This window comes from Glycomyces tritici (assembly GCF_030403505.1).
In genome coordinates this window covers 607,957-633,455 of sequence record NZ_JAUEMJ010000002.1, presented here as the reverse complement: position 1 = coordinate 633,455, position 25,499 = coordinate 607,957, and the positions used below count along the sequence as shown (strand labels likewise).

General features: G+C 66.7%; 19 protein-coding genes, 1 tRNA gene and 2 pseudogenes. 8 read left to right on the top strand and 14 right to left on the bottom strand.

Annotated elements, in window-relative coordinates:
- Positions 1-36: 36 nt before the first annotated feature.
- Both QWI33_RS08175 and QWI33_RS08170 read right to left on the bottom strand, forming a co-directional pair.
- Positions 37-729 carry a hypothetical protein gene (locus QWI33_RS08175; protein ID WP_289956634.1) on the bottom strand — a complete coding sequence of 231 codons (693 nt, stop codon included), beginning with the start codon at positions 727-729 and terminating at the stop codon, positions 37-39.
- 194 nt (positions 730-923) lie between these two features.
- Positions 924-1,286 carry a hypothetical protein gene (locus QWI33_RS08170; protein ID WP_289956631.1) on the bottom strand — a complete coding sequence of 121 codons (363 nt, stop codon included), beginning with the start codon at positions 1,284-1,286 and terminating at the stop codon, positions 924-926.
- 163 nt (positions 1,287-1,449) lie between these two features.
- Between QWI33_RS08170 and QWI33_RS08165 the strand changes: the two are divergent.
- The 3 genes and pseudogenes from QWI33_RS08165 to QWI33_RS08155 all read left to right on the top strand — a co-directional run bounded on the left by QWI33_RS08165 (position 1,450) and on the right by QWI33_RS08155 (position 3,468).
- A pseudogene (locus tag QWI33_RS08165) lies at positions 1,450-1,892 on the top strand (ASCH domain-containing protein).
- Positions 1,893-2,258: 366 nt separating this feature from the next.
- Positions 2,259-2,828: a permease-like cell division protein FtsX gene (locus tag QWI33_RS08160; protein ID WP_289956627.1), complete on the top strand. Its 570-nt coding sequence runs from the start codon at positions 2,259-2,261 to the stop codon at positions 2,826-2,828.
- Positions 2,829-2,913: 85 nt separating this feature from the next.
- Entirely contained in the window at positions 2,914-3,468 is a 555-nt protein-coding gene (locus tag QWI33_RS08155; RefSeq protein WP_289956625.1) for an SH3 domain-containing protein, read from the top strand.
- A 408-nt stretch (positions 3,469-3,876) separates the two neighbouring features.
- Here QWI33_RS08155 and QWI33_RS08150 read toward each other — a convergent pair whose 3' ends face one another.
- Positions 3,877-5,916 (bottom strand): hypothetical protein, encoded by a 2,040-nt coding sequence (locus tag QWI33_RS08150; protein ID WP_289956623.1) that lies wholly within the window; start codon positions 5,914-5,916, stop codon positions 3,877-3,879.
- 479 nt (positions 5,917-6,395) lie between these two features.
- On the opposite strand from QWI33_RS08150, the gene QWI33_RS08145 reads away from it, so the two are divergent.
- A complete protein-coding gene (locus tag QWI33_RS08145; RefSeq protein WP_289956621.1) occupies positions 6,396-8,168 on the top strand; it encodes an ABC transporter ATP-binding protein in 1,773 nt (590 codons plus the stop codon).
- Positions 8,169-8,265: 97 nt separating this feature from the next.
- Here the strand turns inward: QWI33_RS08145 and QWI33_RS08140 are convergent, their stop codons facing one another.
- The 3 genes from QWI33_RS08140 to QWI33_RS08130 form a co-directional block, all read right to left on the bottom strand.
- Positions 8,266-10,476: a rhamnogalacturonan lyase family protein gene (locus tag QWI33_RS08140; protein ID WP_289956620.1), complete on the bottom strand. Its 2,211-nt coding sequence runs from the start codon at positions 10,474-10,476 to the stop codon at positions 8,266-8,268.
- A 604-nt stretch (positions 10,477-11,080) separates the two neighbouring features.
- Positions 11,081-12,460: a glycoside hydrolase family 43 protein gene (locus QWI33_RS08135; RefSeq protein WP_289956618.1), complete on the bottom strand. Its 1,380-nt coding sequence runs from the start codon at positions 12,458-12,460 to the stop codon at positions 11,081-11,083.
- Positions 12,461-12,866: 406 nt separating this feature from the next.
- The gene (locus QWI33_RS08130; protein ID WP_289956611.1) at positions 12,867-14,384 is read right to left on the bottom strand and encodes a non-reducing end alpha-L-arabinofuranosidase family hydrolase; all 1,518 of its coding nucleotides are present in this window, start codon (positions 14,382-14,384) and stop codon (positions 12,867-12,869) included.
- Positions 14,385-15,066: 682 nt separating this feature from the next.
- Here QWI33_RS08130 and QWI33_RS08125 point away from each other — a divergent pair.
- Positions 15,067-15,816 (top strand): phosphotransferase, encoded by a 750-nt coding sequence (locus QWI33_RS08125; protein ID WP_289956610.1) that lies wholly within the window; start codon positions 15,067-15,069, stop codon positions 15,814-15,816.
- Between the two features lie 255 nt (positions 15,817-16,071).
- On the opposite strand, the gene QWI33_RS08120 is transcribed toward QWI33_RS08125, so the two are convergent.
- Both QWI33_RS08120 and QWI33_RS08115 read right to left on the bottom strand, forming a co-directional pair.
- Complete coding sequence (locus tag QWI33_RS08120) at positions 16,072-16,821, bottom strand: GNAT family N-acetyltransferase (RefSeq protein ID WP_289956608.1); 750 nt, start codon at positions 16,819-16,821, stop codon at positions 16,072-16,074.
- A gap of 897 nt (positions 16,822-17,718) precedes the next feature.
- On the bottom strand, positions 17,719-18,441 hold the full coding sequence (locus tag QWI33_RS08115) for a hypothetical protein (RefSeq protein WP_289956606.1): 723 nt from the start codon (positions 18,439-18,441) through the stop codon (positions 17,719-17,721).
- Positions 18,442-18,604: 163 nt separating this feature from the next.
- Between QWI33_RS08115 and QWI33_RS08110 the strand changes: the two are divergent.
- Together QWI33_RS08110 and QWI33_RS08105 are read left to right on the top strand one after the other, a co-directional pair.
- Positions 18,605-19,220: pseudogene (locus QWI33_RS08110) on the top strand (sugar nucleotide-binding protein).
- 85 nt (positions 19,221-19,305) lie between these two features.
- Complete coding sequence (locus QWI33_RS08105) at positions 19,306-20,286, top strand: hypothetical protein (protein WP_289956601.1); 981 nt, start codon at positions 19,306-19,308, stop codon at positions 20,284-20,286.
- Positions 20,287-20,438: 152 nt separating this feature from the next.
- Here the strand turns inward: QWI33_RS08105 and QWI33_RS08100 are convergent, their stop codons facing one another.
- Together QWI33_RS08100 and QWI33_RS08095 are read right to left on the bottom strand one after the other, a co-directional pair.
- Positions 20,439-20,684, bottom strand: coding sequence for a hypothetical protein (locus QWI33_RS08100; RefSeq protein ID WP_289956599.1), 246 nt, complete (start codon positions 20,682-20,684; stop codon positions 20,439-20,441).
- A 34-nt stretch (positions 20,685-20,718) separates the two neighbouring features.
- Positions 20,719-21,219 (bottom strand): HAD domain-containing protein, encoded by a 501-nt coding sequence (locus tag QWI33_RS08095; RefSeq protein WP_289956597.1) that lies wholly within the window; start codon positions 21,217-21,219, stop codon positions 20,719-20,721.
- A 571-nt stretch (positions 21,220-21,790) separates the two neighbouring features.
- Between QWI33_RS08095 and QWI33_RS08090 the strand changes: the two genes are divergently transcribed.
- A tRNA-Pro gene (locus tag QWI33_RS08090) sits at positions 21,791-21,864 on the top strand.
- Between the two features lie 65 nt (positions 21,865-21,929).
- On the opposite strand, the gene QWI33_RS08085 is transcribed toward QWI33_RS08090, so the two are convergent.
- The 4 genes from QWI33_RS08085 to QWI33_RS08070 form a co-directional block, all read right to left on the bottom strand.
- Positions 21,930-23,198 (bottom strand): caspase family protein, encoded by a 1,269-nt coding sequence (locus QWI33_RS08085; RefSeq protein WP_289956593.1) that lies wholly within the window; start codon positions 23,196-23,198, stop codon positions 21,930-21,932.
- Positions 23,185-23,583, bottom strand: coding sequence for a hypothetical protein (locus tag QWI33_RS08080; RefSeq protein ID WP_289956591.1), 399 nt, complete (start codon positions 23,581-23,583; stop codon positions 23,185-23,187). The genes QWI33_RS08085 and QWI33_RS08080 overlap by 14 nt, the downstream gene beginning before the upstream one ends.
- An 81-nt stretch (positions 23,584-23,664) precedes the next feature.
- Complete coding sequence (locus tag QWI33_RS08075; protein ID WP_289956589.1) at positions 23,665-24,831, bottom strand: FAD-dependent monooxygenase; 1,167 nt, start codon at positions 24,829-24,831, stop codon at positions 23,665-23,667.
- Positions 24,828-25,409 carry a TetR/AcrR family transcriptional regulator gene (locus QWI33_RS08070; RefSeq protein ID WP_289956587.1) on the bottom strand — a complete coding sequence of 194 codons (582 nt, stop codon included), beginning with the start codon at positions 25,407-25,409 and terminating at the stop codon, positions 24,828-24,830. Before QWI33_RS08070 ends, QWI33_RS08075 begins: the two co-directional genes overlap by 4 nt.
- Positions 25,410-25,499 lie beyond the last annotated feature (90 nt).

Sequence of the window (25,499 nt, the reverse complement as noted above, 5' to 3'; positions counted from 1 at the left end):
ACCGGTGGTCCCCGGACGCAGATGCATTTTAGGGCGTCAGTGGGCCGTCCTGCTGGGGCCGATGACTTCGCGCTTGCCGTAGACGCGCTCGTCGACGATCTCGACCTGGGGCGCATACGTCGCGACGGCTTCGGCGAGGCGCTTGAACGCGACCGGGCCGAGCCGGACGCTCCGCGAAGAAAGCATGGCGCCCAAGCGGATCGGAGAACCGTCGTTGCGGTGGCCGCGGCTCTTGCGCTCCTGCTCAGTCGGTTCGGGCCGGCTGACCTGATACCAGTCGTCGGGCTTCTCGACCCCGACCTGCGCGGTCCATCCCGGGATGAACCAGAGCCAGCGGGTGCGCTTGCGCCACAGGACGATCCGCTGCACCTCATCCCATCCGAGGTTGACCTTCTTGCCATTGTCGCGTGCGTACAGGCCGCCGACCTCGCGGTACAGGCGGATGCCGCCCGGGCCGAGCGTCGCCGCGGCGGGCTTCCTGATGAGGTTCCAGGCCTTCATCGAAGGCCATACCAGGAACGGGATGACGAACCAGAGGATGCCGGCCCAGGCAGGCACGGTCGTCTGGCTCCCCGTGCGCTGGTCGCGGTACTCGACGGGTTCGCTCCCGGCGCTCATCAGCATCCACGGCAGGGCGGCTATGAGTGCCAGCGAGACGGCGAAGAGCGCCAGGTCATGCGGTCGCAGCCGGTCGTGGACGGCGATCTGGGATCGGGATCCTGGTTTCATGTCGTGGGTCCGGGGCTCGGGGCAGGTGTTGCGGCCATTCTCGCATCCGCCGTGGCCTGAGCGGGCTTGGAGCTGGGGTGATGGGTGTAGAAACAGGGGCAATCGCAGCGCACGAGACGTTCGCTGCGAACACGCGGACACGGACTTGTGAGATCCTCAAAGGCATGTCCTCTGCCGTTCAGATCGCTCGCCCCTCAGGACGATTTCGGGACTCTACCCGCACTTACATCATCGAGATTGACGGTAGTGAACGCGGCGCCATCAAGGTCGGCGAAGAGCTCGACCTCCCGGTATCCGCGGGAGCGCATGACATACGGGCTCGCATCGATTGGACCGGAAGCCGCTCGCTGCACTTCGAGGTCGAGCCCGATCAAACGGTCCGTTTCCTTGTTGAACCAAACGGTAACGTCTTGCAGGCCTTCTACCAGTTGTTCACTCGACAACGCTGGCTTCGCCTGAGCCCTGTGCCGTAGGTCGTTCGCAGGTGGGTTCACGCCCGTGGGTGCGAGCAAGACCGACCCGGCGTCCACGGCGAGAGTTAGCGCGATGGCCGCCATGGCCGGGTCACTGCCGCACCCGGAAGCTGCACCGGCGGTCGACGGCCGGACGCCCGCAAGAGGGGGACGAACCTCGCTGCACGGGTTACTGAGCTCGGTCGGGGCCTGGCCGATCGGCTGGGCCCTTTCAAGCGATCCGCTCGACGGGGATACCGTGGGGCGCATGTCTACGAGCGTTCCAACCCCTGCCGAGATCGCTGCGTTGCCGAGGTCCGAGTTCGCGTTCCCCGGCCCGCTGCGGGACCAGTTGGTGGCGGCGATCCTCACGCCAAGACCTCCACGACCGGTCTGGTGATCGACTACGAGCACGAGGGCGAGGCCCTTCCCAAGGTCGGCGATCGTGCGGTCGTCATTGACTCCGGCGAACGGCCCGTCGCGGTCATCGAGACCACCGAAGTGCGGGTCGTGCCGCTGTCGGCGGTCGACCTCGAGCACGTCATCGACGAGGGCGAAGGCGACCGCAGCATCGCCTCATGGCGCGCGAACCACGAGTCGTTCTGGCATGGCAAGGAGATGCGGGAGGCGCTGGACGATCCGGAGTTCACCGTCGACGACGCGACGTTGACGGTGCTGCAACGGTTCCGGCTGGTGTCCGACCTGCGCTAGACGGTGTGGCCCCAGTGGACCTATCCGGAAAGTCACCCTCGACCTTGGACTCCCGGCACGAACCCTGAAGTGCCGCAGCAGTACTAGGCCCTCAAGCCTAAAACTTGTCGGGACTGCCGGTATTCCGCCGGTATCCCGCCGCGGGTCGTTGCTTGATTCGCAGGCCCTTGCCGAAGCCGTCACGGTTCCGCGGTCGCCCTTCCCAGCGAGCCTTCGGCGCCGGCATGTGGGCAGTCTCGCGAAGGCGACCAGGCATAATGCCCGCGACCACACCGGACCCTCGCTCTTCAACGGCATCGCGATTCGGCCGACATCGACGGGTTCCGCCACGCCCTGGGGCTTGCGGTTGCTCAGTATTCTGCAGTCATGCCTCCGAACCCTGAAACTGCGAAGCAGCCCTTCGGCCGAAAAATTGCGATTGCGGCCCTATGCGTGGGGGTCGCGATTGCGGGGACGCTCGTGTACTTTCTCTTCCGCGGAGAGAAGACCGCGACCCATGAATTTCAAGCCGACGATCATGTGATCATCTATCTTGACAGCGACATCGAGGACGACGTCCGGGACCAGATCGAATCGGCGATCCAAGAAGATCCGCTGACCGAGCAGGTTGAGTTCGAGTCTCAGGAGGAAGCTTGGGAGAAGTTCCAGGACACCTTCGCAGACCATCCTGACCTTGTGGATGGCGCGGGCGCTGACAGTATGCCGTCCGCCTTCCAAATCAAACTGACCGACAGCGACCGGTCTGAAGAATTCGTTCAAGAATTCGAGGATATGGAGGGCATCTACGAGATCAGCGATCTCGTGGCCGTCTTTCGGTACTGGGAACCGGCCTGCATTGAGTTCGAGGATAAGGGGATCGGCCCTGCCGAGGGTGACACCGAATCGATTCTCTATGAGATCGAGCAGGCCTGTATCAATTTCGGGTACGACCTCTGAGACTCACCGGGTAGCTCGAGTTGGGCCGGGCCTCGATGCCGTCCGCTGAGGGGAGCCTCTTTTGGGTCGCCCTTAGAATCAGCGCATGACGACTTCGCGAGCTTTCCTCAAACGGCACAAGGCAATCGGGGCGCTTCTCGTGATCCTTACCGCGGCCGGGTGCGGCACCGGGACCGAGCCGGACACCGGCGCTGCAGCCTCGAGCCCCGGCGCCGCCGCCACCACGAGCGAGTCCGCCTCCCCGAGCCCCGAAGCTACCGCTTCCCCCGCTGCACCGACCACCGAAGCTCCAGAGCCGGACAACGCCGACTACGAGTCGTGCGGCGACGGCGAGTGCGAGGTGCAATTCTCCGGTTCGGTCGAGTTCCCTCTCGAGGGGGACGACGGCCAGTGGACGGTGGACGCCGCCGTCGAAGCAGGCGGCGTCAAAGTGGACCTGACCAACCCGGACGGCCTGGGCGGAGGCGGCGGCCTGCTGTACGAGCCCGGATGCACCTTGCAGATACGTGGCGATGGCGGCGGGGGTCTCTCATGCGCCGAAGCGGGAGCGGAACCGCCGGCGCCCGAGGCCGGAGGATTCGTGGCGCACCTGGTGGAACTGGACGGGGACGCCGTGACCCTCCACGTGGCCCTGGGCTGAGCCGGGCGGCAGGTGCCGCCAGTCGACTTCGCTGTGCAGCACGAACACGGTCGCGCAGAATACGGCCGGTCATCAGCCTGGGTGACCACCGCTCTGTGCGGAGCGTCAACGGCTCGACGATCTCCCAGCGTCCTTCGGCTACAAGACGTTTGGCGAACCCATCCGCACGCGGGTGACCCACACGCCTTGCATGCCAGCCGAAACACGCGCTATGCGGGTTTCGGGTGATACCCGGTGATGGGTTCAAATCCCGTATCCTCCGCCGCCAAGCCCCGGTGATCCCCGCGTGCAGGATTACCGGGGCTTCTCTATCGCTTCGTGCTTTGCGTCTTGGCGCAACGGTTCGACGATGAGCGCTTCCGGATCCCCTTGTCGGTCTTGGCATGCAGGGCGCTCATCGCCTTGCGTTCAGCGGAGCCCGTAGGAGCGGATAGTGGTCTGGGTGACCTCGGTGCCCGAGGCGTCGGTAGCGGTGGTCCGGGTCGAGACGTACCGGGTGTACCAGGGGTGGTCGAGCTCGACGGTGGCGGTGCTGCCGTCCTGGTCGACGTCGACCGACTTCCAGGTCCGTCCGTCGTTGTAGGACACCTCGAAGGTCATCTCCTCTGCCGCCACGGCCTTGCCCTCGCCGTCCACCAGTTCGAGGGTGAGCTCCTGGTCGCGGTCCTCGGCCCAGCCGCCGTCGATGCCCTCCGCGGTGACGCCGACCGCCGGAAGGATCAGGACCTGGCCCTCAGGGCCGACCGAGGTCGGATCGAGGTCGAAGGTCCATGCGACAGCGGAGGTGGTGGCGAACGGTCCGATCGCGGTTCCACGCGTCCCGTCGACGGCAAGCGTGTAGCGGCCAGCGGCGGGCTCGGTGAGGTCGAAGCCGAAGCCGAATGACGGGTCGATGCCGGTGATCCGGTCGACCTGGAGTCCATCTCGGAGCAGGGTCGCATCGCCGGTGTACCCGAGCAGGTGCACCTTCTCGCCGTTGACACTGGTGCCCAGGTTGGCGAAGTTCTCCGTATGGGTGACGCCGTCCTCGTTGTAGAGGAACATCGCGCTCCCGCCGGCCGCCAAGGGGCCGTGCGGGAACGTCCGCTCGGTCTCGCCGGGTTCGAAGACGAGGTCCGCCTCCTCGCGGAAGCCGTCCGACAGGTTGTCGTCCGCGTCGTACCGACCGCCTTCGACCCGGTTGCTCCAGCTGATCGCGGGATCGGCGGTGAAGAGCTCGAGGCGCTCGGAGGGGAACGACGTAGGAGTCAGGAAGCAGACGCCCATCCCGATGGATGCGACGGCGTGGTCGCCGCTCTTGCAGGTGAAGCCGTCCACGGCCTTGCCGAAGCCGCGGTACTCGGTCTCGACCGCCGCGAGGTCGTCGTCGGCGACGCGGAAGGCGGTGTCATCGGGAATGCCGTGCTGGGCGAACGCGAGGTTGTACTCGTACGGCCCGCCTTTGGTGCCGGTCAGCGTCTGCTGGTACCGGAAGCCGAGGTCGTACCCGGGCAGGTCGGTTTCGGGCATGAGGTAGCGGTTGGTGGCGTCGCTCCCGAAGCTGGTCAACCCGACGCTCGAACCGTCGGGGGCGAGGGCGGCCAACGCGAGGACGTCGTTGGCCAGTGTCGCATCGGAACGCTCGACCTCGACCGTGACGGGCTGGGCCTCGGCGCCGTCGAGAACGAGGCCCGTGCTCTGGTCCTCGATCACGACATGGCTGATGCCATGGATCTCCTCCCCAGGCTCGGTGTCGGTGGAGTCGTTCCCGAACGAGTAGGTGAGGAGGTAGGCGCCGGGCGTGAGGTCGGCGGAGGCGATGCCGCCGGCGTCGAACTCGAGTGACCCGTTGTGGTCGGGGTCGGCGGTGTCGAACCAGGTCACGTGGCTGGAGGCGGGGACGTCGCCGGAGCGGTCCTTGATGGCGACGGTGAGCGTCTGAGCGGCTTCGGCACCGGCGTCGTCGGTCGTCGGTGGCAGGCCCGCGTAAGACTCCAGCTGGGACGCCTCCACGTCGGCGGCGTCGGTGTTGCCGTCCGCGATGAGCTGGGTGACGTTGTACCGGCGGGAGTCCTCGGTACCCGAAAGGATTTCGTCGGACTTGTCTTGCGGGACGATGATCGTGTCGCCGCTGCCGTCCGCGGCCGTGACCGCGTGGAACCCGATGTCGTCGCGGCCTTCGGCGGGCAGGAGCCCGATCGTGCCGTCCGGTCGCATCCGGACCCGGTCGCCGGTCGGCAGCAGGACCGTCTCCGGAGCCTGGCCAGAAGTGTCAAGGGCGGCAGGCTGGTCGGTGACCTCTTGGCCGCTCGTGGGTGCCGCTGCTGTGGCGAGACCTGCGGTCATGACGGTGACGACGGCCGTGACGAGCACGGCGGTGCCTCCCGCTGCGGAGGCGAGCAGTCGGCGACGGCGCACAGCGCCGCGCGATGGCTTGGGATGCGACGAGAAGTCGTCGTGGTTCGTCATGAGTTTCGACCTTCCGGTGGTGGTGTGCGGCGGCGCCCCGGGCGCGACGCCATGGATGCGGTCTGTTTCAGCGGATCGGTTGGAAGCCTCGACCGCTGTGGGGGACAAGGGGATCCCTCGTCAGAGGCCGAGATGGAGGCGACCGGCTCGGAGTCCGTTCAGGGCCAGGGCATCGACCCGGGCGCCGACGATCGCCGGGGCGCGACCGCATGTGTGCCCGTTCTGTAGGAGACTGGTCGCCTGCGGCCGATGGGAGCTCGCCGGCCGGGCACCCCGTCCACTGTGCCCCGGGTTGCGGTGGTATTCAAGGCGGCATACCGGCGGGAAACCGGCAGAGCGGCGCCCTGGGGCTCCACCATCTTGCGCCGCGTCGCTTGGCGCGCGAAGGCAACCTGTGGGCGGCCTTCGACGAGCATCCCGGCTGGGCCAAGACAGCCACCCCAGAGACATGCGGCGCCTACCGAGCGTATTATCGACGAATGTCACTGCAAGCGTTTGCCGAACGGTCTCCCCTGAGCGGCTCCCAAGCCGCGCGATCGGTGTTCCGCCTGCTCATGCGCCGCCCATGGCGCATGCTCCTGGCTGTCGCCGCGTTCACCGTCAAAGAGATTCCACTGTGGTTCCTGCCCGTGGTGACAGCCGCGATCATCGACCTCGTCGTCGCCGACGGCTCGGTCACGGCGGTCCTGGGGTGGCTCGCCCTCGCGGTGCTCCTGCTGGTGCAGAACTACCCCAACCACATCATCTACACCCGCAACTTCATGACGGTGGTGCGCGATACCGGCGCCGACCTCCGCAACGCCCTGGCCGCCCGGCTGCAGAGCCTGTCGATCGGCTACCACACCCGGGTGAGCTCCTCGATCGTGCAGACGAAGCTGGTGCGGGACGTCGAGAACGTCGAGCTCATGCTCCAGCAGGTCACGCATCCGCTCCTGTCGGCGACCATGGTGCTCATCGGCGCCCTCAGCATGACCGCGATAACCGTTCCCCAGTTCCTGCCCGTGTACGCCCTCGCCGTACCCATCGCGATCGGGCTGCGCGCCGGCCTGCGCCGCCGCTCCCGTGCCCGCAACGAGCAGTTCCGGCGGGAGATGGAGTCGCTGGCGGCGAGGGTCGGCGAGATGGCCTCGCTCATGCCGGTCACCCGGGCGCACGGCCTGGAGCAGACGGCGGTCTCGCGGGTGGCCAGCAGCGCGGCGAACGTGCGGCACGCCGGCCTGCACCTGGACATGCTCAACGGCCACGTGGCCTCCATTTCGTGGGTCACCATGCAGCTGCTGGGCGTCGGCTGCCTCGTGCTTGCGGCGACGTTCGCGCTCACCGGGATCCTGCCGATCACGGCTGGCGAAGTGGTGCTGCTGTCGACCTACTTCGCGCTGCTGACCCAAGGGCTCACGCAGCTGATGATGCTGATTCCGGTCGGAGCGCGCGGGCTGGAGTCGGTCCGCTCGATCGCGGAGGTGCTGGAAGAGCCCGACATCGAGCAGAACGCCGGTAAGCAGCAAGTCGACGCCGTGGAGGGCCGCCTGGCCCTCGAGAGCGTCTCGCACCGCTACCCGGACGCCGAATCCGATGCGGTGCAGGAAGTCTCGCTCGAGATCGAACCGGGAACCACGGTCGCGTTCGTCGGGCCGTCGGGTTCGGGGAAGTCGACGCTGCTCAACCTCGTGCTGGGGTTCGTGCGACCCGCATCGGGCCGCATCCTGCTCGACGGCGTCGACATGCAGCGGCTCGATCTGCGCACGGCGCGCCGGTTCATCTCCGTGGTACCGCAGGAATCGGTCCTGTTCGAAGGCACCATCCGCGAGAACGTGGCCTACGGCATGCGAGACGCCGACGAGGAGCGGATCGCCCGCGCACTTCGCGACGCCAACGCCTGGCAGTTCGTGCAGGAGCTCCCCGACGGCCTCGACACGGTGGTCGGGGAGCGCGGCGCGCGCTTGTCGGGCGGTCAGCGCCAGCGGCTCGCGATCGCCCGGGCGCTCGTCCGCAACCCGCGCATCCTCCTGCTCGACGAGGCGACCTCGGCGCTCGACCCGGCGGCCGAGGAGCTGGTCAAAGAGGCACTCAACCGTCTCATGCGGAACCGCACCTCCCTCATCGTCGCGCACCGGCTCTCCACCATCCGCCAAGCCGACCGCATCGTCGTGCTCGACAAGGGACGCATCGTGGAGCAGGGCACCCACGAGGAACTGCTCGGGGCCTCGGGCCGATACGCCGATATGCACCTGACCCAGACCGGCAAGCACTGACGGGCAGAAGCAGGCCGAGGCGGACCCTCACAGGGTCCGCCTCGACGCGGTTCAGGCCTCCGGGCGCGCTATCGCCCGAACCGGAGGCGCGCGGTGCTTACGGGGTGTGGACGTCGGGCCAGGGGTAACTGGTCTTGTCGCTGCCGATGTAGAAGCTCGGGTGCGGCGGCTGGTTGTAAGCCGTGTTCTGCCAGGCGATCGCGACCCGGTACTGGACGTCGTGCATCAGCGTGGCGATGCGCAGGTTCGTCTGATGCGGAGTCGCGTAGATCCGCAGCGCGGAACTGTCGCTCGTGCGCCAGATGACCTCCTCCCGCCAGTCCCCGAACAGGTCTGCAGACAGCGCAGGCGTGGACTTCGTACCGTTGCCGGACGCCACCCCCGAACCGTTCAGCAGCGTTCCGGACGGGTAGTTGGTGATCTGGGTGCCGTTCAGGAGCTCGCGCTCCCCGTCCCCGTCCCACCAGGACAAGAAGTTCGCCGAGGCGGGCTGCGCCCCGATGTTGGAACCGGAGGCGTTGCGCAGGCCGCTGGGAGCCAGGGACCAGTACTCGGCGCCCGGGTTGCTCGCCAGGATGTTCGCGGCGACGCCGCGCCCGTTGTCACCGTTCGGACTGGTCTGGAACAGGATGGAGCCGTTCGAGCCGTTCAAGTGCGAGGACGGCTGGCTGCCGCTCTCATGCACCATGAACACCTCCTGGCCGGCACGGCTGGGAACGAAGTCCGAGACGTGAAGCGCGTCGCCGTGGCCGAACCTGGTGTTCCACAGCGGCTGCCCGTTCGAGCCGACGGCCATGGCGCCGTAGACGACGTCCTGGTTGCCGTCGCCGTTCATGTCGGCGACGGAGAGGCTGTGCGCGCCCTGGCCCGCGTACTGGCTGCCCGCGGAATTCGAGTCGAACGTCCAGCGGGTGGTCAGGTCCGTGCCATTCCAGTCCACGGCCCAGATCACGCTGCGCGTGTAGTAGCCGCGGGCGAAGATCATCGACGGGGTCTCACCGTCCAGATAGGCCGTGCCTGCCAGGAACCGGTCGACCCGGTTCCCGTAGCTGTCGCCCCAGGAGGACACGTTGCCGCGCGGCGGGTTGTAGTTGACCGTGTCCATGGCGGCGCCGGTCTGACCGTTGAAGATCGTCAAGAACTCCGGTCCGGCGAGCACGTACCCGTCGCCGTTGCGGTGGTCGGCGCTGGCGGAGCCGATGACGGTGCCCCGGCCGTCCCGGGTCCCGTCGGCGGTCTTCATCGCGATCTCGGCCTTGCCGTCGCCGTCGTAGTCGAACACCTGGAACTGGGTGTAGTGCGCGCCGGAGCGGATGTTGCGGCCCAGGTCGATACGCCAGAGGCGGGTGCCGTCGAGCTGGTAGGCGTCGATGATGGTGTTGCCGGTGACGCCCGCCTGCGAGTTGTCCTTGGCATTGGAGGGGTACCACATGACGATGTACTCGTAGTCCCCGTCGCCGTCCAGGTCGCCGACGCTGGCGTCGTTGGCCGCGTAGGTGAACCCGCTACTGGAGGGCCGCTGGATCGGGATGTCGAGGTAGCCGCTGGAGTTGAACCGGGCCTCCACGCCCGCCGCGGGGCCTTCGGCGCCGTTCACGACCGTGCGGACCGTGTACTGCGAGCTGGAGGAGCCGCCGGTGTCGAGGTAGTTCGTCGCCCCGGTCAGGGGGGAGGCGTTCACCTTCGTCCCGTCGCGGTAGACGTTGAACGCCGTGTTCTCGGCGTCCGTGCCGAGCAGCCGCCAGGACACGAGGCGCCCGCTGCCCGAGGGCACCACGGTGACCCCGCGCGTCAGCGCCTCGACCTCGTACCGGCCGTCCCCGCCCTGGGGCGGGTCGCCGTCGGTGATCTCGACGAAGTCGATGTTCGCCAGCCCCGCCGCCGTGGAGGCGACGAGCCGGACGGTGTTGCTGCCGGCGTTGACCGGGATGGTGACCGTCTTGGTCGACCACGTGGTCCAGGCCCCGGTCGCGGCGAACGAGCTGGCCGCTTGCACGGTTGCGCCGTTGACGACGATGTCGGCCGAGCGGGTGTCGGTGCCGCCGTGGGCGTACCGGACCCCCAGGGTGACCGAGCCCGCGCTCGGGGCGTTGACGGTGAACTGGGCCGAGGCGCCGACGGCGTTGTCCGAGTTGCAGAACCCGGCGCCGGAGAAGCCGGAATGATTCGATTCAATCGCGCCGGCGCACGTGGCCGGGGCGTTCTCTGCTTCGTACCTGGTGGTGGCGGCTTGGGCGGTGAGGTTCGCCGCCGTCGGTATGGCGACGGCCGCGAGGCTGACCACCGCGAGGATGGACAGGCTTCGCACCCGTCGATTACGGGTTTTACGCATGATTGCTCCGCGTGTACTGGTGAGGGTGGATCCGCCGAGATCGGCGGAGGAGCGGGCGGCACCGCGGGCATGCCGGAAGTTCACGGTGCGCCGCATCGAGACTTGAAAAAATGAATCGATTCAATTATAGAGTAAAGTATAGACAAGCTTCAATTTCGATGCAAGTCCATGGGAGCGTTCAACAATGGTTGGACGACGCGACTTAATTAAGGTGAGCGATAACTTCACTGATAGGTGAGCCGAAGGCTTGAACCAAAAATTTTCCTACTCGTTGGCGGGACGCGGGCCTGTTCAGCCGCAGTGCACCTTCGTGTTCGCACTGCAGCGTGCAGGCGGGACCGTCCACATGTACATGGGCGACCGGTGGTCGTCCCCGCACCACGCTTCGGCGGGCGCCGTGCTGAGTGCCGGTCGCGTGTGCAGCTCCTAAAGGTGCAGGCGGGGGGAAGGCGGGTCATGCTCGTCGCGGCGCGACGGCCGCGGCGGACCGCGTGGGGGAGTAGCCGGCGTCGGTGACCGTCACAGGAGGATCGAGCTCAATCCCAGAGCTGTGCGGCGGAACGCGGTCGGCATTACGGTCCTAGTAGGTGATCTTGAAGGTCGCGTCCTGCCGGTCGGTCGCGGAAGAGGACGCCGTGATCGGGTCGATCCGCAGGACGTAACCCGAATGGCGCAGGTACCGGTCCGGGACGTTGTAGGACCGGAACGAGGTCCAAGCGACGTCGGCCAGGCCCGCCGTCCGGGTGAAGGTGGCGTCGGCCGCGAACTGCGTCGTGTTGTCGTTGGCGTCCAGGCGGATCGCGTAGCCGGAGTGGCGCAGGAACCGGCCGGGGTAGTTCACCGACTCGAACGAGACCCCGGCGGGGTCGGCCAGGCCCGGGCGCAGCCGCCACTGCTGGTCGGCCGGCGGTTCCATCGGGAACGGGTCGATCCGGGCGACGCTGTCTGCGTGGCGCACGAACCGGCCCGGGAAGTTGTAGGACTTGAGACGGTTCCATTGCGGTGCGCCCCAACGGCTCACGAGCGCGGCCCGTTCGGCCTCGGTGATCGGGAGTATCCCTGCGTGCTTGCTGCTGAGGGGCGCGGTGTAGTCGCGCTGGTTGAGGGCGGTCCAGGAATTGCCGTTGATGTCGGTCGAGCGCCAGGCGTAGAAGACTGCGTTGTCGGGCTGGAAGGAGTCGCCCCAGAGCCAGAACGTGTTGGCGCCGTTGGCCTTGACGAGGATCGGGGCTTCGATCGCGCTGCCTTGGCGCACCCCGCTGGTGAGGGTGGTGAAGGTGTTCGGTTGGCCTGTGGCGGATCGGGAGATGTAGAGGTTGCCGTTGGCCATGTTCTTGTAGGCCAGATAGAACGCGCCGTTGTGAACGAGGACGTCGCCGTCGAGGATGTTGAAGCCGGGGTCGAAGAAGACCTGCGCGGCGCCCATGTTCACGAAGTCGGTCGTGTAGTTGACCATGAAGACGTCGCGGGTGCCGTTGAATGCGGAGTAGACGACGGCGTAGCGGTTGCGGCTCGGGTCCCAGAAGGCGGTCGGAGCCCACGAGTGCGTGGCCAGATTGTGCAGGCGGACTCGCCGGTAGCCGGTGAAGCTGCGAAGATCGGGCGAATCCCAGACGTGGATGTACTGGTTGTTGAGGTTGAAAACGCGTCCTTTGAGGTCGGTGGCGAGGACGGTGAAGGTGCCGTCCTGCTTGCGCAGGAGGAACGGGTCTCGCAGGCCCTGCATCCCCGCAGTGGGCGTGGCGACCGGGGCGTTCTGGTTGAGCGGCGTCCAGTCCAGGCCGTCGCGGCTGACGGCGAGGTGCAGGGCGTAGCTGTCGTCGGTCATGTCCGGCGACTCTTTGAAGTAGGCCATCGCGTAGGCCGCGTAGGTCTGGGCGTGCGCGGCGTTCGGCGCGCCGATGGCGCCGGCGACAGCCGAAGCCATCGCAGTGGTGAGGAGCGTGCGACGTGAGGGCATTGTGCAGTGCCTTTCTGCGGTGAGGGCGCAAGACGAAAGATGCGTTGGCAGTCGTGGTGACCGATAACATGAGCACTGCTATCCAGTGTGACGATACATATCTATAAAGTCAAGAACTTCGATATAAAGCCGGCCCGACTCAACGGCGACCGATGGGGTCGGGGCACGGCGGGCTCGGTGCAAGGCCGAGCCCGCCCGGATCCTTCTTCGGGTCGGAGTTCAGCGGGCAGGCAAGTCTCGGCGACCGTGAAGGAACGGCCGAAGCCCTCGTCGGTCGGTTCCGCGACCATCCGTACGTCTTTGGCATTCCAAGATTCATTGCGGCGACCGACGCTGGGGTGCCGTCGATCGCGTTGACTGGCTCCGGTCCCATTGCCAACATCCGAGCCGGACCTGTGTTGTGCCGCTAGCGCTGCAGGGTCAGCAGACCCGGCCGGTAAGGCAGCGTGCCGTACTCCCCGCCGTCAGTGCCGGGGTCGCGCCCCTGGTAGAGGAACTGCAGGTTGCAGGGGTCGATGGTCTTGGTCTGGTCGGGGTTGGTGCGCACCAGATCGCCGTGGCTGATGTCCCGGGTCCAGGTCGCGCCGCTGTTGGCACTCCCGGCGAAGGGGCTGTCCACGGTCTGGGCCCCGGCCTGGGGTGTCCATTCGCCATCGAGGCTGGTGGCAGTGAACGAGCGGAAGTAGCGACCGAACCCTGTGTAGTTCTGGGCCTCGACGATCATCAGGTACTGATTCTGCCCCTGGACCTTGTAGACCTCGACCGCCTCGAACAGGTTGAGTGCCGTGTCGCTCAGGATCTTCGTGTACGACGAATCGAAACTGGCCGGGAAGTTCCCGAGTGGCATGCTGGCCCGGTAGGCACCGCCTTCGCCGTCGACGAAGAACATGTACATGTTCGTGTCGTCGCCGATGAGGGACACGTCGTACCCGCCCCGGGGTCTCCCGTCGTCCGTGGGGGGAAGTGTCGCGGTGAACAGCTCCTGCTGTGCTGACCAGCCGTTGGGGTTGGTGGGGTCGCTCGACGTGCGGTAGGAGAAGGTGCCTTGCCCGCCCCCGTTGTAGGCGAGCACCCAGATGTTCTTCGGGGCGAAGTAGAACAGCGTCGGCGCGATGGCACCGAAGGGCATCGTGTTCTGGGTGGCGGTTGCCATGTCGGACCAGTTCGTGAAGGGGCTGAAGCACATCAGTCCCCAGTTGCCGTCGGGATAGGGCAAAGCGCCGTGCGTCGTTGCATAGACGACCTTCTGGCCGTTGTGGACGACGGCGGTAAAGTCCTTAAGCGATGCCCACCCCGCCTTCGGTTGTGCCAGTGGGCCGGTGGAGGTCCAGTTGTAGGTCGAGGGAAGTGCGCAGGCGCCGCTGCCGCTGTCGACGCGGACGAGTTGCCATTGCTGGTTGGCCCCGCCCCAGTCGCTGTACTGGACGACGATGGCGCCGTCGTTGGTGGCGGCGTTTTGGACTTCGACTGCTTTGTTGCTGTTGCGGTTGATGAGGCGGACGTAGCCGCTGCCGGAGTCGGCGAGTCGGAACTGCTGGTTGGCGCCGTTGTGGTCGGTCCACTGGTGGATGGCGGCATGGTCAGCGGTGGACCAGCTGGACACGTCGAGGACTTTGCCCGAGTGCCGGGCCTTGATCCGGAAGTAGCCGCCGCCGGCGTCGACGAACTGGAACTGCTGGTTGCCGGCGTTCGTGCGGGTCCATTGGTGGAGCTGGGCTCCGTCGGCGGTGGAGACACCGCTGACGTCCAGGACCTTGCCGCTGGCGCGGTTGACCAGGACGTACCAGGCGGTGGGGTCGGTCGTCTGCTGGGCTTGGGCTGCGGTGAACGGGTTGAGGGCGGCTGCGGCGGCGGCCCCGGCGAGCACGCCGGCTCCGCCGAGGAGCATTCGCCTGCGGCTTTTGGGGGTTTCCATCCAGGCCATGGTGGCCTCCTTGTCGAGGTTCGTCGGGTCGTGGAGTTGCGGGTCTTGTTGCTACGGGCGGGACGGGTGGTCAGTCGGCGGTGTTCGCTGCGGGTGCGGGCACGCCTCGGGACGGGGTCGGGTGGTCGGGTGCGGCCGGGGTCATCGGATGCTCCTTAGCGGGGGTAGGCACGAGGCATGCCTGTTATCGCTCACATGCCGCAGTCTGGGCCGAAACATCTGATGAATTTTCCGGCGATTCGAACTATAGAGAGATCTCGATGTGTAGTCAACGGCTCGACGAAGGTTTGTTGGTGCACCTGGCGTTAAACTGCCGCGCCGAACCCCGGCCTCACGACCGAGTTCTACCAGTGCGGGTGCGGAGCCGATCTGGTGTACTTCTGTCAGGTACCGGAGCACTGGGAATTCGATGTCTATCCAGGCTCGCCGGAGCAGGACTTCAGCTGGGGCAACACCTACAACCTCTTCCTTGGCAATGAGGTCTACCTACAGGCCTGCCCGGATCACTGCGATCCGGCCGCAGTCTGGCCGGTGGTTCAGAAATTCTGAATCCTGGCAATCTCGCACTCCATAGCGCCACCCGTACCGTCGCCACGGCCGACCTCTCAATTCACGGAAGGAGTGCTAAAGACTGTCCCGTATCTCAGTTGCGTAGGTGCTGGTGGCACGGGAAACTCGCTGGATGGTCGATGAGGTGCCGCTTGAAGGTGGGTTTATCAACAAGGTCGTGCTGAAGGACGGCAGCGTACGTCGGCCCGTCGGCCCGCACTCGCCGTTCACCCACCGCCTGCTCGAGCACTTCGAGTGTTGTGGATGGCAGGGAGCGCCACGACTGCTGGGGTTCGATGAGCAGGGCCGGGAGATGCTGACCTTCGTCGACGGCCACGTCCCCTACGCGCTGGACCGCTTCCCGTATGCCGAAACCGATGCCAGCCTGATTCGGTTGGCCACCATGGTTCGCGAGTTCCATGACCTCACCGCCGATACGGACCTCTGCGGTGACGCCGAAACGGTCTGCCACAACGACCTGGCTCCCCGGAACACCATCTACACCGACGACGCTTCAGGCGCTCTGCCGGTGGCGTTCATTGACTGGGACGCGGCGGCACCCGGCGAGCGGATTCATGATGTCGCTCATCTCTGCTGGCAATACCTGCGACTTGGCACGCTGGTCACTGATCTTCCCGAGACCGCTCGGCGCATGCGGCTGGTCGCCGACGCCTACGGCCTGGACCGCAGCGGGCGCGCTCGCCTAGTGGATACCGTGCTGTGGTGGCAGGACCGCTGCTGGCGTGGGGTCGAGGCCGAGGCTTCGGCCGGTGATGCGGCCAAGATCAAGCTCGTAGAGATGGACGTGCCCGGATGGATCCGCACGACCTGGCAATGGGTCCGCGATCATCGCTCTGAGCTTGACGCGGCCCTCAACGACTAGCGCTCCGTGCCGGAGGAATCCGGACGGCCTGGCCCCTGGTGATCGGCCGATCGCGATCGTGGTCGACGCCGGCTACGACGTCCCACGTCTGGCGTATCACCTGCGTGACCTGCCGGACCGGGTGCTCTCTCGGGTCACACCGTCCCACGTGCAACCGGAGGCGAGCACCGCTACGGTTGCCAGGGAAGACCGCAAGACGCGAAATGACTCTCACTCAACGGAAGCAACGCTTGGGTGGCAAGGAGAACTGAACCATCAGGACAGGTCGGACTCCAAGAGGCGGGCAAGATCCAAGTCGACGCTCAGTTGGGTTCCCATTTCCCAGAAGCCGAGTGCCCGCGCGACTCGGCGGGAGGTCGCCGGACGTGCCCGCCATTGCGGCAACAACCGTGCGGTGAGCGCATGGTCCACAGCGGCGGCGGCGACCCGCCTTGCCAAACCGCGGCCCCGCACAGATTCGGCGGTCAACACGCACAGATGCGCCGTCGCAGCAGGCCACTGCTGGTAGCCCGCCGCAGCTACGATCCTCCCCAGCTCTCGCACGACGAACGCCTGAGAGGTGATCTCGCCGATCCCGCTTTCATCCGCGTCTTCCCCACCCACCGACTCCAGAAACGCTTGAAGTTCCGGGTGCTCAGGAGCAATCCACTCAACAGCGACGTCCGGCTGAGCTGGGACAAGAGAGTCCCGCGATACGTAGGCCAGCGTTGCCGGCCCCAGCACCGCCTTGACCGGCAATACCGTCTTCAGATCCGCGGGTCGCGTGAGTGACTCAGTCGCAATCCGGCTTAGCGCGTGTTGTACAGGCTCGACTGCATGTTCGGTCGGCACGGTAACGATTGCTGAATTGCCCAACACCACGATCCCAACCCATGAAGGCGGGCACATCTGCGACTCAGGGGAAGCGACCACCTGCACGCCGGAGCCCGATGGGAACGCCACGGGCACCACTGCGAGCGTTTGCCAGAGGGATCGAGCCTGCGCAATCAGCGAATCATCAAACATGACCGGATCTTCTCACCTTGCCAAAACGACTTTCTCATCCCGAGAACCGGGGCACGACATTCGGCCCGTGTAGTCAGGCCACGCCGACTCCTGAACAGAACATAGAAGCCGCCCGCAGTCCCGCAGCACCCGCTCACAGGTTAAGAATCCCGACTAAGGGTTGTCCCGGATGTCGGTGTGTGGATGGAGATCAGCGGCGGTGGCCTTGTCGTTGCGGAGGCTGTTCCCGCTCGCCGCGGTCTTGATCCCGTGGGGACTGGTGGGCCCCGTGCAGGCCGACAGTCTCGCTGGTGAAGCCGGAGGAGTAGATGCTCGGCCAGTACCGTGCCGGCGGGCCCCGGGCAAGCATGCCTGGTGGGGGGCAGGTGCCGCTCGACTCCGTTATAGAGGCGGGCGAGATCATGCAGCAATCAATGGCGTGCCGGGGTCGAGAGCTAGCCATCTGGAGCCGATGGCTTGGCGGTGGGTCCGGCGGATGAGTGCCGCCACGCGGTTCAGGGTCGAGGTGGACAGCGGCAGCGCGGCAGGGTAGACATGAGAGTTCCTGGTCGAGAAGACTGTCGAGTAGCTATCGCCGTTGTACCAGCGGCTCCTCAGTCGCGGAAACGCAGGATATGCCGGGATTGTGAATCTGTGCATTGCGGGGTGCAACCCGAGTTCATCGTGCGGGGCAGCGGGGACCGCGTTGAAGGTCGAGTCGCGGCAGGCCGTCCACATGAACGAGAGCAACAGCTTCAGTCTTCGAGCGGAGGCGGTGGACTGTATCGCCGTCCAGCCCCACCAAGGGAACGCCCGCAGGTCAGCCAGGGTTGACCTTCAGTCCACAGCAGAGGCCCATCGATGGAGGACTGGTCGGCGATTGCCTCGCTACGGCGCGGAAGGGCATACTGGCGTCCCTTAGCAATCTGTCGCGGGTGTAATGCTGAACTGCATGTTGAGGTAGGTGCTGGTCGAGCTCAGCGAGGTCGCATTCAGGTGTGCCGGGCAGTAGGTTTCGAGCACGTGGACGAGCCCTCCGCCAGGCTCGGCCTCAGTTGTCAGCTTCAGAGCCCATGCGAGACGTTCGGCTCCTGCCGCATGGTCGGCGCCGGTCACAGCGGCCGCGGTCCAGCAGGTGTTGAGGAATTCCTCGGCGGCACTGGTGCGTATCCCCAGCGCGTGGCAGGTGAACCAGGCGACGTCGCCGTCTTCGAATCCGATGGCGGCGAACAGTGAAGCGCCTTCCTGGCTTCCTTGGCCGGCGTAGTAGCCGTCGATGTCGGGGTCGAAGCTGATCAGGTCGCTCGGCGGCTCGGTTTCAAGCGTCCCCTCCTCAGTCCAAGTCAGTGCGAAGCTGCTGAAAGCGGCCTTCCATTCACCGGGGCCTGTCTCGGTAGGCAGCGAAGTCCGCGGCTCCTCGTTGAAGAGGTCCGCGAAGGAGGTGTCGTGTTCGAGGATGTAGTCGCGGTTGGCCACGAACCAGAACGTGGTGCCGAGGAAGACGAACGCGATCGCCAGGGCGTTGGCGACGAACTTCTTCGACTCTCGAGGGGAGAACAAGATCCGCACAAGCGCGAGGGCGATGCATGCGCAGGTGAGGGTCAGCCCCAGGGGAAAGGCATGTTCGGCGATGAACCTCATCGACGGAACGGTGGGAGGAAGGGGGGTGTCATGGGCGCGGCGTGGCTTTCCAGTTGTGGGGGTGGAGGATGCGGCCAGTATATGGCTGATCGTGAGCGTGAGCGGTTCTGTGCCCGGGGGCCTTGGTCTGGTCGAGCACTGAGCGCGTCTCTAGACTCGGCCGATGTCTCTCCGTCTCTTGGTGATCGGCGCTTCCGGTTTCCTCGGCGCCGAGGTGGTCAACCTTGCCGGCGAGGTCGGCCATGCCGTCACCGGCACCGCATACTCCACGAGAGGGAACGGCCTGACGCAGCTCGATGTTCGTGACCGCGACGCGTTCGCGCGACTCAACGGCGATGTCATGCCCGATGCGGTCATCAACACGGCCGCCGTTATGAACGACTGGACGACAACGGCACTCGCCCCGATCGGTATCGCCGCCGCATGCGCTGCATCCGGTACGCGGTTCGTGCACGTCTCCAGCGATGCCGTGCGGCTTGTTCACGGACGACTTCCGGTGCCCCGTTCACGTCACCGACCTCGCTGCCGCGCTCCTCGAGCTCTGTTCCTCGGAGTATGCCGGGGTGCTCCATGCTGCTGGTTCGGACATGGTCTCGAGGTATGAGCTTGGCGGCCTCCTCGCGAGGCGGGACGGCTTCAACCTCGAGAACCTGCCGCAGGTCTCAAAGCGCGCCGCCGGCGTGCCGGGCGTGACGGTCCGGCTCGACTCGTCAATAGCCGCAGGCGTTCTGCAGACTGAGCTTCGTGGCGCGAAAGCGTTCACGGCTGAGCCAGCCTGAACCTCACGCGTCGGCGCGTCCGCGCTCTGTCGCCCCGTCCCGGTACCGTCGAGCTACCGCTACCTCTCAAAGAGAAAACCGCCTCATGACGCTCACTACGCCCCAACGCCCGCATGACATCCTCAAAGCCGTACCAGCGCTCGCCGAACACGCCAGGCCGGTAACGCGACTGCACCCGCGGGAAGGCGCTCCCGACATAGGGCAGTCCTCGGTCGGCGGTCCGCTGCTGTGGCCGGTCGACGAGCCCTGGCCGGTGTGCCGGCTCGAGCATGACGATTTCTTTGTTGAACCGTTCGATCCCGCGCTCAACGCACGTTATTCGATGCTCAAGAACGACCCTTCGACTGGCAAGGCGCTGAGTGACCTCCTAGATGAACTTGCGCGAGGCGCGAACGCCGACTTCGACCCGGATGCGCCACCGCCATTGATTCCGGTAGCGCAGCTGTACTACCGCGACGTGCCCGGCCTCCCCTGGCCTGAGAAGTACGACCTGCTGCAGATCCTCTGGTGCCCGCGCAACCACACCGGCACCGAGACCGACACGTCGTACTGCCCCGCATTCCAGGTGGCCTGGCGCCGAGCCGAGAACATCCACGAGGTCCTGAAGGAAGTGCCGCAACCAGACCTTGGTCAGAAGCGCTACGTCCCCAACCCCTGCATCGTCCACCCCGAAGTCGTCACCGAATACCCCAACATCCACGTGCTTCCACAAGACTTGCAGGTCGACCTCGACGTGTGGGAGGCAGCGACCAGTGACGGCGCCAACTACTCGAGCGACATCGCGAATGCTCCGGGCTGGAAGGTCATGGGGCACGGCATGTCCTGGGGCATCTATGACCCTTACCCGATGACATGCGAGTGCGGTGCCGAGCAGCTGCCGCTCTTCACCGCCGACTTCAGCGAGCACGGCAGGGACACGAAACAGTACTGGCAGCCAGTGGAAGAGGCCGCGACCGGGTGCGATCTCGCGAACCCGACCGGCGTCACGATCGGGCGCGGATATGCCCTCCAGCTGTATTACTGCCCGGTCTCCGAGCACCACGCCAGCCGCTCAGAAATGGCCTGACCCAGTAGCGCTCATCCAGAACCATGAACGACCTCATTCTTCGAGTTCGATTCGGCCTCTGGCTTGAGACGGGACTGGCCCGTCGTCGGGGGTTTTGTCGCTTCGGGTTCAAGGACGTTCCGGCTCCACTTGCCGGTGACCAGCGGGAGGCGTCAGATGGTCGACTGTCGTGTGAGGGCGTCCCAAAGCTTGTTGGCGAAGCGGTGCAGGTGTGGGTCCAGTGTCTCGATCGGCTCGTCGAGCAGTTGTGGCAGCGACAGCCACTTGATGCCGGAGACCTCCTCCTCGCTGAACCAGGCGACGGACTCAGGGGTCGCGTGGATGAGGTGCCAGCCGAACTTCGAGAAACAGGTGACGTGCGGCCGCATCGAGGTGCAATGCAGGTTCGACCGCATCATCCGCTCGCACCACTCCCTGGGTCGGACTGGTCAGCTATGAGACGCTGCGAAGCCAAGCGCCTAGAGCTTCAAGATCCTGGCGCGTGATGCCAAGGAAGCCGTCCACGGGGTGCAGCAAGGCGTGGCCATGGTGATGAGCGGCGATCCATTCGATATCGGCGGCGGTGATCTCGTCGTCGACCCAGGCGAACGGGCGACCGTTGGCCCACGCGACCAGGGTGCGTGTTTTCCAGTGCAGGTTGAACCACCGGTCTTCGCGTTCGCCTTCCCCGGAGGGTTCTGGCCAGTGCACCACGCGCAATGGAGGCAGCCCGAGCCGAGGCGCCAGTACCTCGTTGGCCTCGTCTTCCCAAGTCGTGGCCCAGACCAGCTCGCACGTCAGTGCGGCCAGCTGGCGCCCCAGCTCCGGGTTGATCCCGGCAAGGTACGTCTCAGTGGCGGTCGCTTCCGATGTGCTGCCATTCGATTGGCCGAAGGGAATCACGGTCCCATCGACGTCAAGAAAAATGAGAGGTTGCTCGGCATACTCGATCATGTCCCGCGCAGCATACGCGCTGTGAGCGCGAAAGCTCGGACTCTAAAAATAGCCCCGCTTCGAGGCGACCTCGCCATTTGTGGGGTCTGGACCGATGAGTCGGGTGCTCCCACCGTGTGGTCGCAGTCCTATTTCCGCAGCTCGCCGATCCGGTACGACATGTCTCGGCGCGGGCGATGGCGGCACGCTTGGGAAGCGTTGTTGACGTGAGAGTTGGCGATGCCTGCCTCGGTCACGATTCCTGCCAGGATCAATATTGATCGGGGCCATCGGAGCGCGGGCGAGATGAGCTGCGGGACCCTTTGACGCGAATCGCGAGTTCGAAGCGTCATTGGCTCGCTATCACACCCGGAACGCTTAGCTGGTGGTCGCGAATCGGACGTCGTATCGGAGGCGGGAGCGGAATCCGGATATCCGGCGCCGGGCTGCGGAGAACTCGTCGTGATGGCGGGGTTTGCACAGGTCAGGTCCGCACCTGGATCTGGTGGGCGCTGTGGGGCGGAGCGAATACCTGGCGGCGTTTTGAGGTGGTGGTGCTGTACCCTGGCTGAGGCCGCTTTGCGGTGATGATCGGGACGTGGCGCAGCTTGGTAGCGCACCCGCTTTGGGAGCGGGGGGTCGCAGGTTCAAATCCTGTCGTCCCGACAACGGGCACCGGGGACCTTGATGAGGTTCCTGGTGTTTTTGCGTGTGGCGCTCTCTCGGGCCGGTCAGCCGCTTTCGGTGGCCAGGCGTCCGAGCGTGGTGAGCAGTGCGGCGAGTCCTTCGAGCTGGCGCAGGTCGCCGCCGCCGAAGTCTATGGCGCGGTAGGGGTGCCGGAGCGTGACGTGGACGGTCTCGTAGCTGCCGCCTTGGCGCGGGTGGCCGATGTGGGTCTGCCGCTGGGCGCTGATCTCGTGGCCGCCGAGCTCGGTGTAGGTCAGTCGCTCGCCTCCGGGGAGGTGCACGGCGCTTTCGGTGAACACCACGAAGCCGAGGTAGCGGCGGCCGGTGGGTACGAGGCCCTGGAACCACGACATGTAGGAGCCTTGATCGACGTACCCGATGAGGTGCTCGCCGCGTGTGCGCGGCAGCTTCTTGGCGATCCTCGCGAGGGCCGGGTCGTCGTCGGCGGGGTCGACGACCACCTCGACCGTTGCGGGGGCCTCGAGCAGGGCCCGGCGGAGGCCGGCGGCGTCGAATTTCGGCCGCGGCGCGGCGGGTGGTGCCGGCGGCTTGGGCACTTGTTTCGGGGGGTTGCGCTGCCGGGTGAGCTTGAGGTCGCCGACGCCGCTGAGGACCGAGCGGGTCGGGCGCTGGGCCGAGCCTGCCTCGTGCAGCGCCTTGGTGACGTACTTGTACAGGTCGTCGGCTGAGACGAAGCCGTCGCCGTCGAGGTCGGCGTCACCGGATCGCAGGCCGCGCACGGCGGCGTCCGTGAACACCGACAGCGGTTTCGGGTCGGTCGGCGAGACCAGTTCGAAGGCCTGCTGGAACCGGTCGCTGGCGCTGATCACCACGGTCCCCGACTCGGTGAACGTCCCGCCGATGTCGAGCCGCGGGTCCGCGCTCTTGGCGCCGGCCCGGAACGCCCCGCTGAAGCAGCAGTCGAGCAGCAGCACCTTGCGGCGGGCTTCCGCGGCCTCCAGGTATCCGCTGACGTCGACCGCGGGGACCGCATGGGTCTTGAGGAGCTCGGGTTCGGGCTCGGTGTCGGTGCCGGCGAAGTAGAGGAGTTCCTCGTCGTCTTTGAGGCCGTGGCAGGAGAAGTAGAGGAGCAGTTCGTCGTCGGGCTCTGAGTGGACGAGGAACTTCTGCACCGCGCGTTCGATGAGGTGGACGGGCTGCTCGCGGAGCTCGGCGACCTCGTAGCCGCCGATCTCGGGGTCGGCCAGGACCGCTGACAGGGCGTCGAGGTCGTTGAGCGGGGCCTTGAGCGGCCGGAGCCGCCCGTCCTCGTAGTCGGCCGTGCCGATCAGCAGGGCCCTACGGGCGCCCATCGCCGGCGTCTTCCGGGGCGGAGGCCTGCTTCCAGAATCCCTCGGCGATCTGCTTCGCCTGCTCCTGGGTGATGCCGTTCAGTTCGAGCGAGTGATCGCCGAGGGTGACTTTGGCGGTGCGTCCGGTCCGCTGCCGCTCCCAGGCCCGGATGGCCTCCCTGAGGATCGCGAACGTCGACGTCGCCACTGTCGCAACGAGTGCGGCGTCGCCGAGCAGGTCGGCGGATTTCGCGCCCTCGGCCGCTGACGCCGTGCGCTCGCGGACGACGGTGCCGACCTGCTTGGCGACCAGGATCTTCCGGAGGGCGGCTGCCGCGTCGCTGCGCTGCTGGTCGTCGGCGTCGGGGCCGAGGTCGACGGTGATGCGGAAGTTGACGCGCTGCATGGCTGACCTCCTGGGCTGCACAGAACTCCCAGGATATCGGGATCGGCGGGCGTTCGCGTATCACCGGAACGGAGGAACCGCTCAGGCGGCGAGGGCGGTGATCGGCTTGTGGCTCTTGGGGAGGAGCGAGCCGACCATGACGCGGTCGAGCCCGGGCAGGTGCATCGCGCGGAAGCCCCAGCGGCGCAGCAGCAGCCTGCCGGGGGTGCGCGGCAGGAACCATTCGGTGACGCGGTCGCGGGCCGAGGCCTGCACTTCGGCCGCGATCGGGCGCCAGCGCCGTTCGTAGTCCGCGATGCCTTCGGCGACGGTGGCGGTGTGGTGCAGCCGTTCGGCGAGGAGGTAGGCGCCGGCGATGCCGAGGGACGCGCCCTGCCCGGCGATGAGGGAGACCGCGCAGGCGGCGTCGCCGACCAGGGCCACCGGTCCGTCGCTCCATTGCGGCACGTGGGTCTGGGCGACCTGGTCGTAGTAGATCTGGTCGGGGGCCGGGCATCGGGCGAGTGCGCGTTCGGCGAGGTCGCCCATGCCTGCGTAGGCGTCTCGCAGCGCGGCGCGAGGGTCCTCGGGCAGGGCGAGCGCATCGGTGCGGTGCACGGCGAAGACGGCGACGCGGTCGTCGGTGAGGCCGTAGAACCCCATCTGGCGGTTGAGGGTCTCGGTGAGCAGGAACCGGCCGCGGGCCTGTTCGAACGCTTCGGGGTCGGTGAACACGAAGGCGCCGGTGTGCATGCCGAGCGGGCGGAGGCAGTCCTGGTCGGGGCCGAAGGCGAGGGATCGGACGCGGGAGTGGACGCCGTCGGCGCCCGCGATGAGGTCGGCGTCGATCGCGGTGCCGTCGGAGAGGTGGGCCCGGTTGCCGTCGATTCGCTCGATGGTGGTGCGGTAGCACAGGTCGATGTCGTCGCTGAGGCTCTCGCGGAGCAGCTGTTCGAGGGCGGGCCGCATGATGCTGACGAGGTCGCCTTTGAGGGCTTTGGCGAAGAGCGCGTAGTCGAGTCCGACGGTGGTGCGGCCGCGGTCGTCGATGTAGCGGAACTCGTCGACGGGGCTGGCGTGCTCGCGGAGCCGCTCGTGCAGGCCCATGGCGGTCAGGGCCTCGTAGCCGGGGCCGGAGAAGTCGATCATGTAGCCCTGGGCGCGGGGGCCGGGGGAGTGGTCGACGATGTGGACGTCCCAGCCGTGGTGGTGGAGGCGGTTGGCGAGGGCGAGGCCGGCGATGCCCGCCCCGCAGATGAGGGCCTTCATGAAGGTGCTCCGTTCGTGTCGGTGAGTCGGCGCAGCATCGGTGCGAGCCGCATGGCGGACAGCTGCGGGTCGAGTCCTTTGTGGAGTAGGAAGCCGTCGACGACGGCCATGACGGTGATCGCGGCCGCTTCGGGCGCCTGGTGGCCCGCGCGGGTCAGGGCCTCGGCCAGGGTGGCGCGGAGGCCGGTCACGAGGCCGCTCATCTGGTCGCGCAGGTCCGGGTCGCGGGTGGCGGCGAGGTAGGCCTCGATGAACACCAGGGACGCCGGGTCGGTGCCGGTGTACCGGTCGATCTCGGCCAGGAGCGATTCGACGGCGTCGGCGGGGCTCGGGCTCTGCGCGAGGAGGGCGGCGGTGCCGTCGACCAAGGGGCGCATCGCTTCGACGGCCGCCTGCCGCAGGAGCGCCTGGAGCGACGCGAAGTGGTAGTGCACCAGGCCGGAGTGGACCCCGGCCCGCTCGGCGAGGACGCGGGTGCTGACGCCGTTCCAGCCGAGTTCGGCGATGAGCTCCTGTGCGGCGGCGAGCAGCCGCGCGCGGACGTCGCGGCCCCGTTCGGCGTTGGTCTGGACGGCCATGCACACCTCTTGGTCGATCGTATTGGACGATTGACCAATCATAGCGCGCAGGCGACCCGCTGTGATCCGGACACCTTCGCGGAGCAGCGG

Coding starts and splice junctions, on each gene's coding strand:
- QWI33_RS08175 (WP_289956634.1), bottom strand. CDS start 729: ATGAAACCAGGATCCCGATCCCAGATCGCCGTCCACGACCGGCTGCGA.
- QWI33_RS08170 (WP_289956631.1), bottom strand. CDS start 1,286: ATGGCGGCCATCGCGCTAACTCTCGCCGTGGACGCCGGGTCGGTCTTG.
- QWI33_RS08160 (WP_289956627.1), top strand. CDS start 2,259: ATGCCTCCGAACCCTGAAACTGCGAAGCAGCCCTTCGGCCGAAAAATT.
- QWI33_RS08155 (WP_289956625.1), top strand. CDS start 2,914: ATGACGACTTCGCGAGCTTTCCTCAAACGGCACAAGGCAATCGGGGCG.
- QWI33_RS08150 (WP_289956623.1), bottom strand. CDS start 5,916: ATGACGAACCACGACGACTTCTCGTCGCATCCCAAGCCATCGCGCGGC.
- QWI33_RS08145 (WP_289956621.1), top strand. CDS start 6,396: ATGTCACTGCAAGCGTTTGCCGAACGGTCTCCCCTGAGCGGCTCCCAA.
- QWI33_RS08135 (WP_289956618.1), bottom strand. CDS start 12,460: ATGCCCTCACGTCGCACGCTCCTCACCACTGCGATGGCTTCGGCTGTC.
- QWI33_RS08130 (WP_289956611.1), bottom strand. CDS start 14,384: ATGGCCTGGATGGAAACCCCCAAAAGCCGCAGGCGAATGCTCCTCGGC.
- QWI33_RS08125 (WP_289956610.1), top strand. CDS start 15,067: ATGGTCGATGAGGTGCCGCTTGAAGGTGGGTTTATCAACAAGGTCGTG.
- QWI33_RS08120 (WP_289956608.1), bottom strand. CDS start 16,821: ATGTTTGATGATTCGCTGATTGCGCAGGCTCGATCCCTCTGGCAAACG.
- QWI33_RS08115 (WP_289956606.1), bottom strand. CDS start 18,441: ATGAGGTTCATCGCCGAACATGCCTTTCCCCTGGGGCTGACCCTCACC.
- QWI33_RS08105 (WP_289956601.1), top strand. CDS start 19,306: ATGACGCTCACTACGCCCCAACGCCCGCATGACATCCTCAAAGCCGTA.
- QWI33_RS08100 (WP_289956599.1), bottom strand. CDS start 20,684: ATGATGCGGTCGAACCTGCATTGCACCTCGATGCGGCCGCACGTCACC.
- QWI33_RS08095 (WP_289956597.1), bottom strand. CDS start 21,219: ATGATCGAGTATGCCGAGCAACCTCTCATTTTTCTTGACGTCGATGGG.
- QWI33_RS08085 (WP_289956593.1), bottom strand. CDS start 23,198: ATGGGCGCCCGTAGGGCCCTGCTGATCGGCACGGCCGACTACGAGGAC.
- QWI33_RS08080 (WP_289956591.1), bottom strand. CDS start 23,583: ATGCAGCGCGTCAACTTCCGCATCACCGTCGACCTCGGCCCCGACGCC.
- QWI33_RS08075 (WP_289956589.1), bottom strand. CDS start 24,831: ATGAAGGCCCTCATCTGCGGGGCGGGCATCGCCGGCCTCGCCCTCGCC.
- QWI33_RS08070 (WP_289956587.1), bottom strand. CDS start 25,409: ATGGCCGTCCAGACCAACGCCGAACGGGGCCGCGACGTCCGCGCGCGG.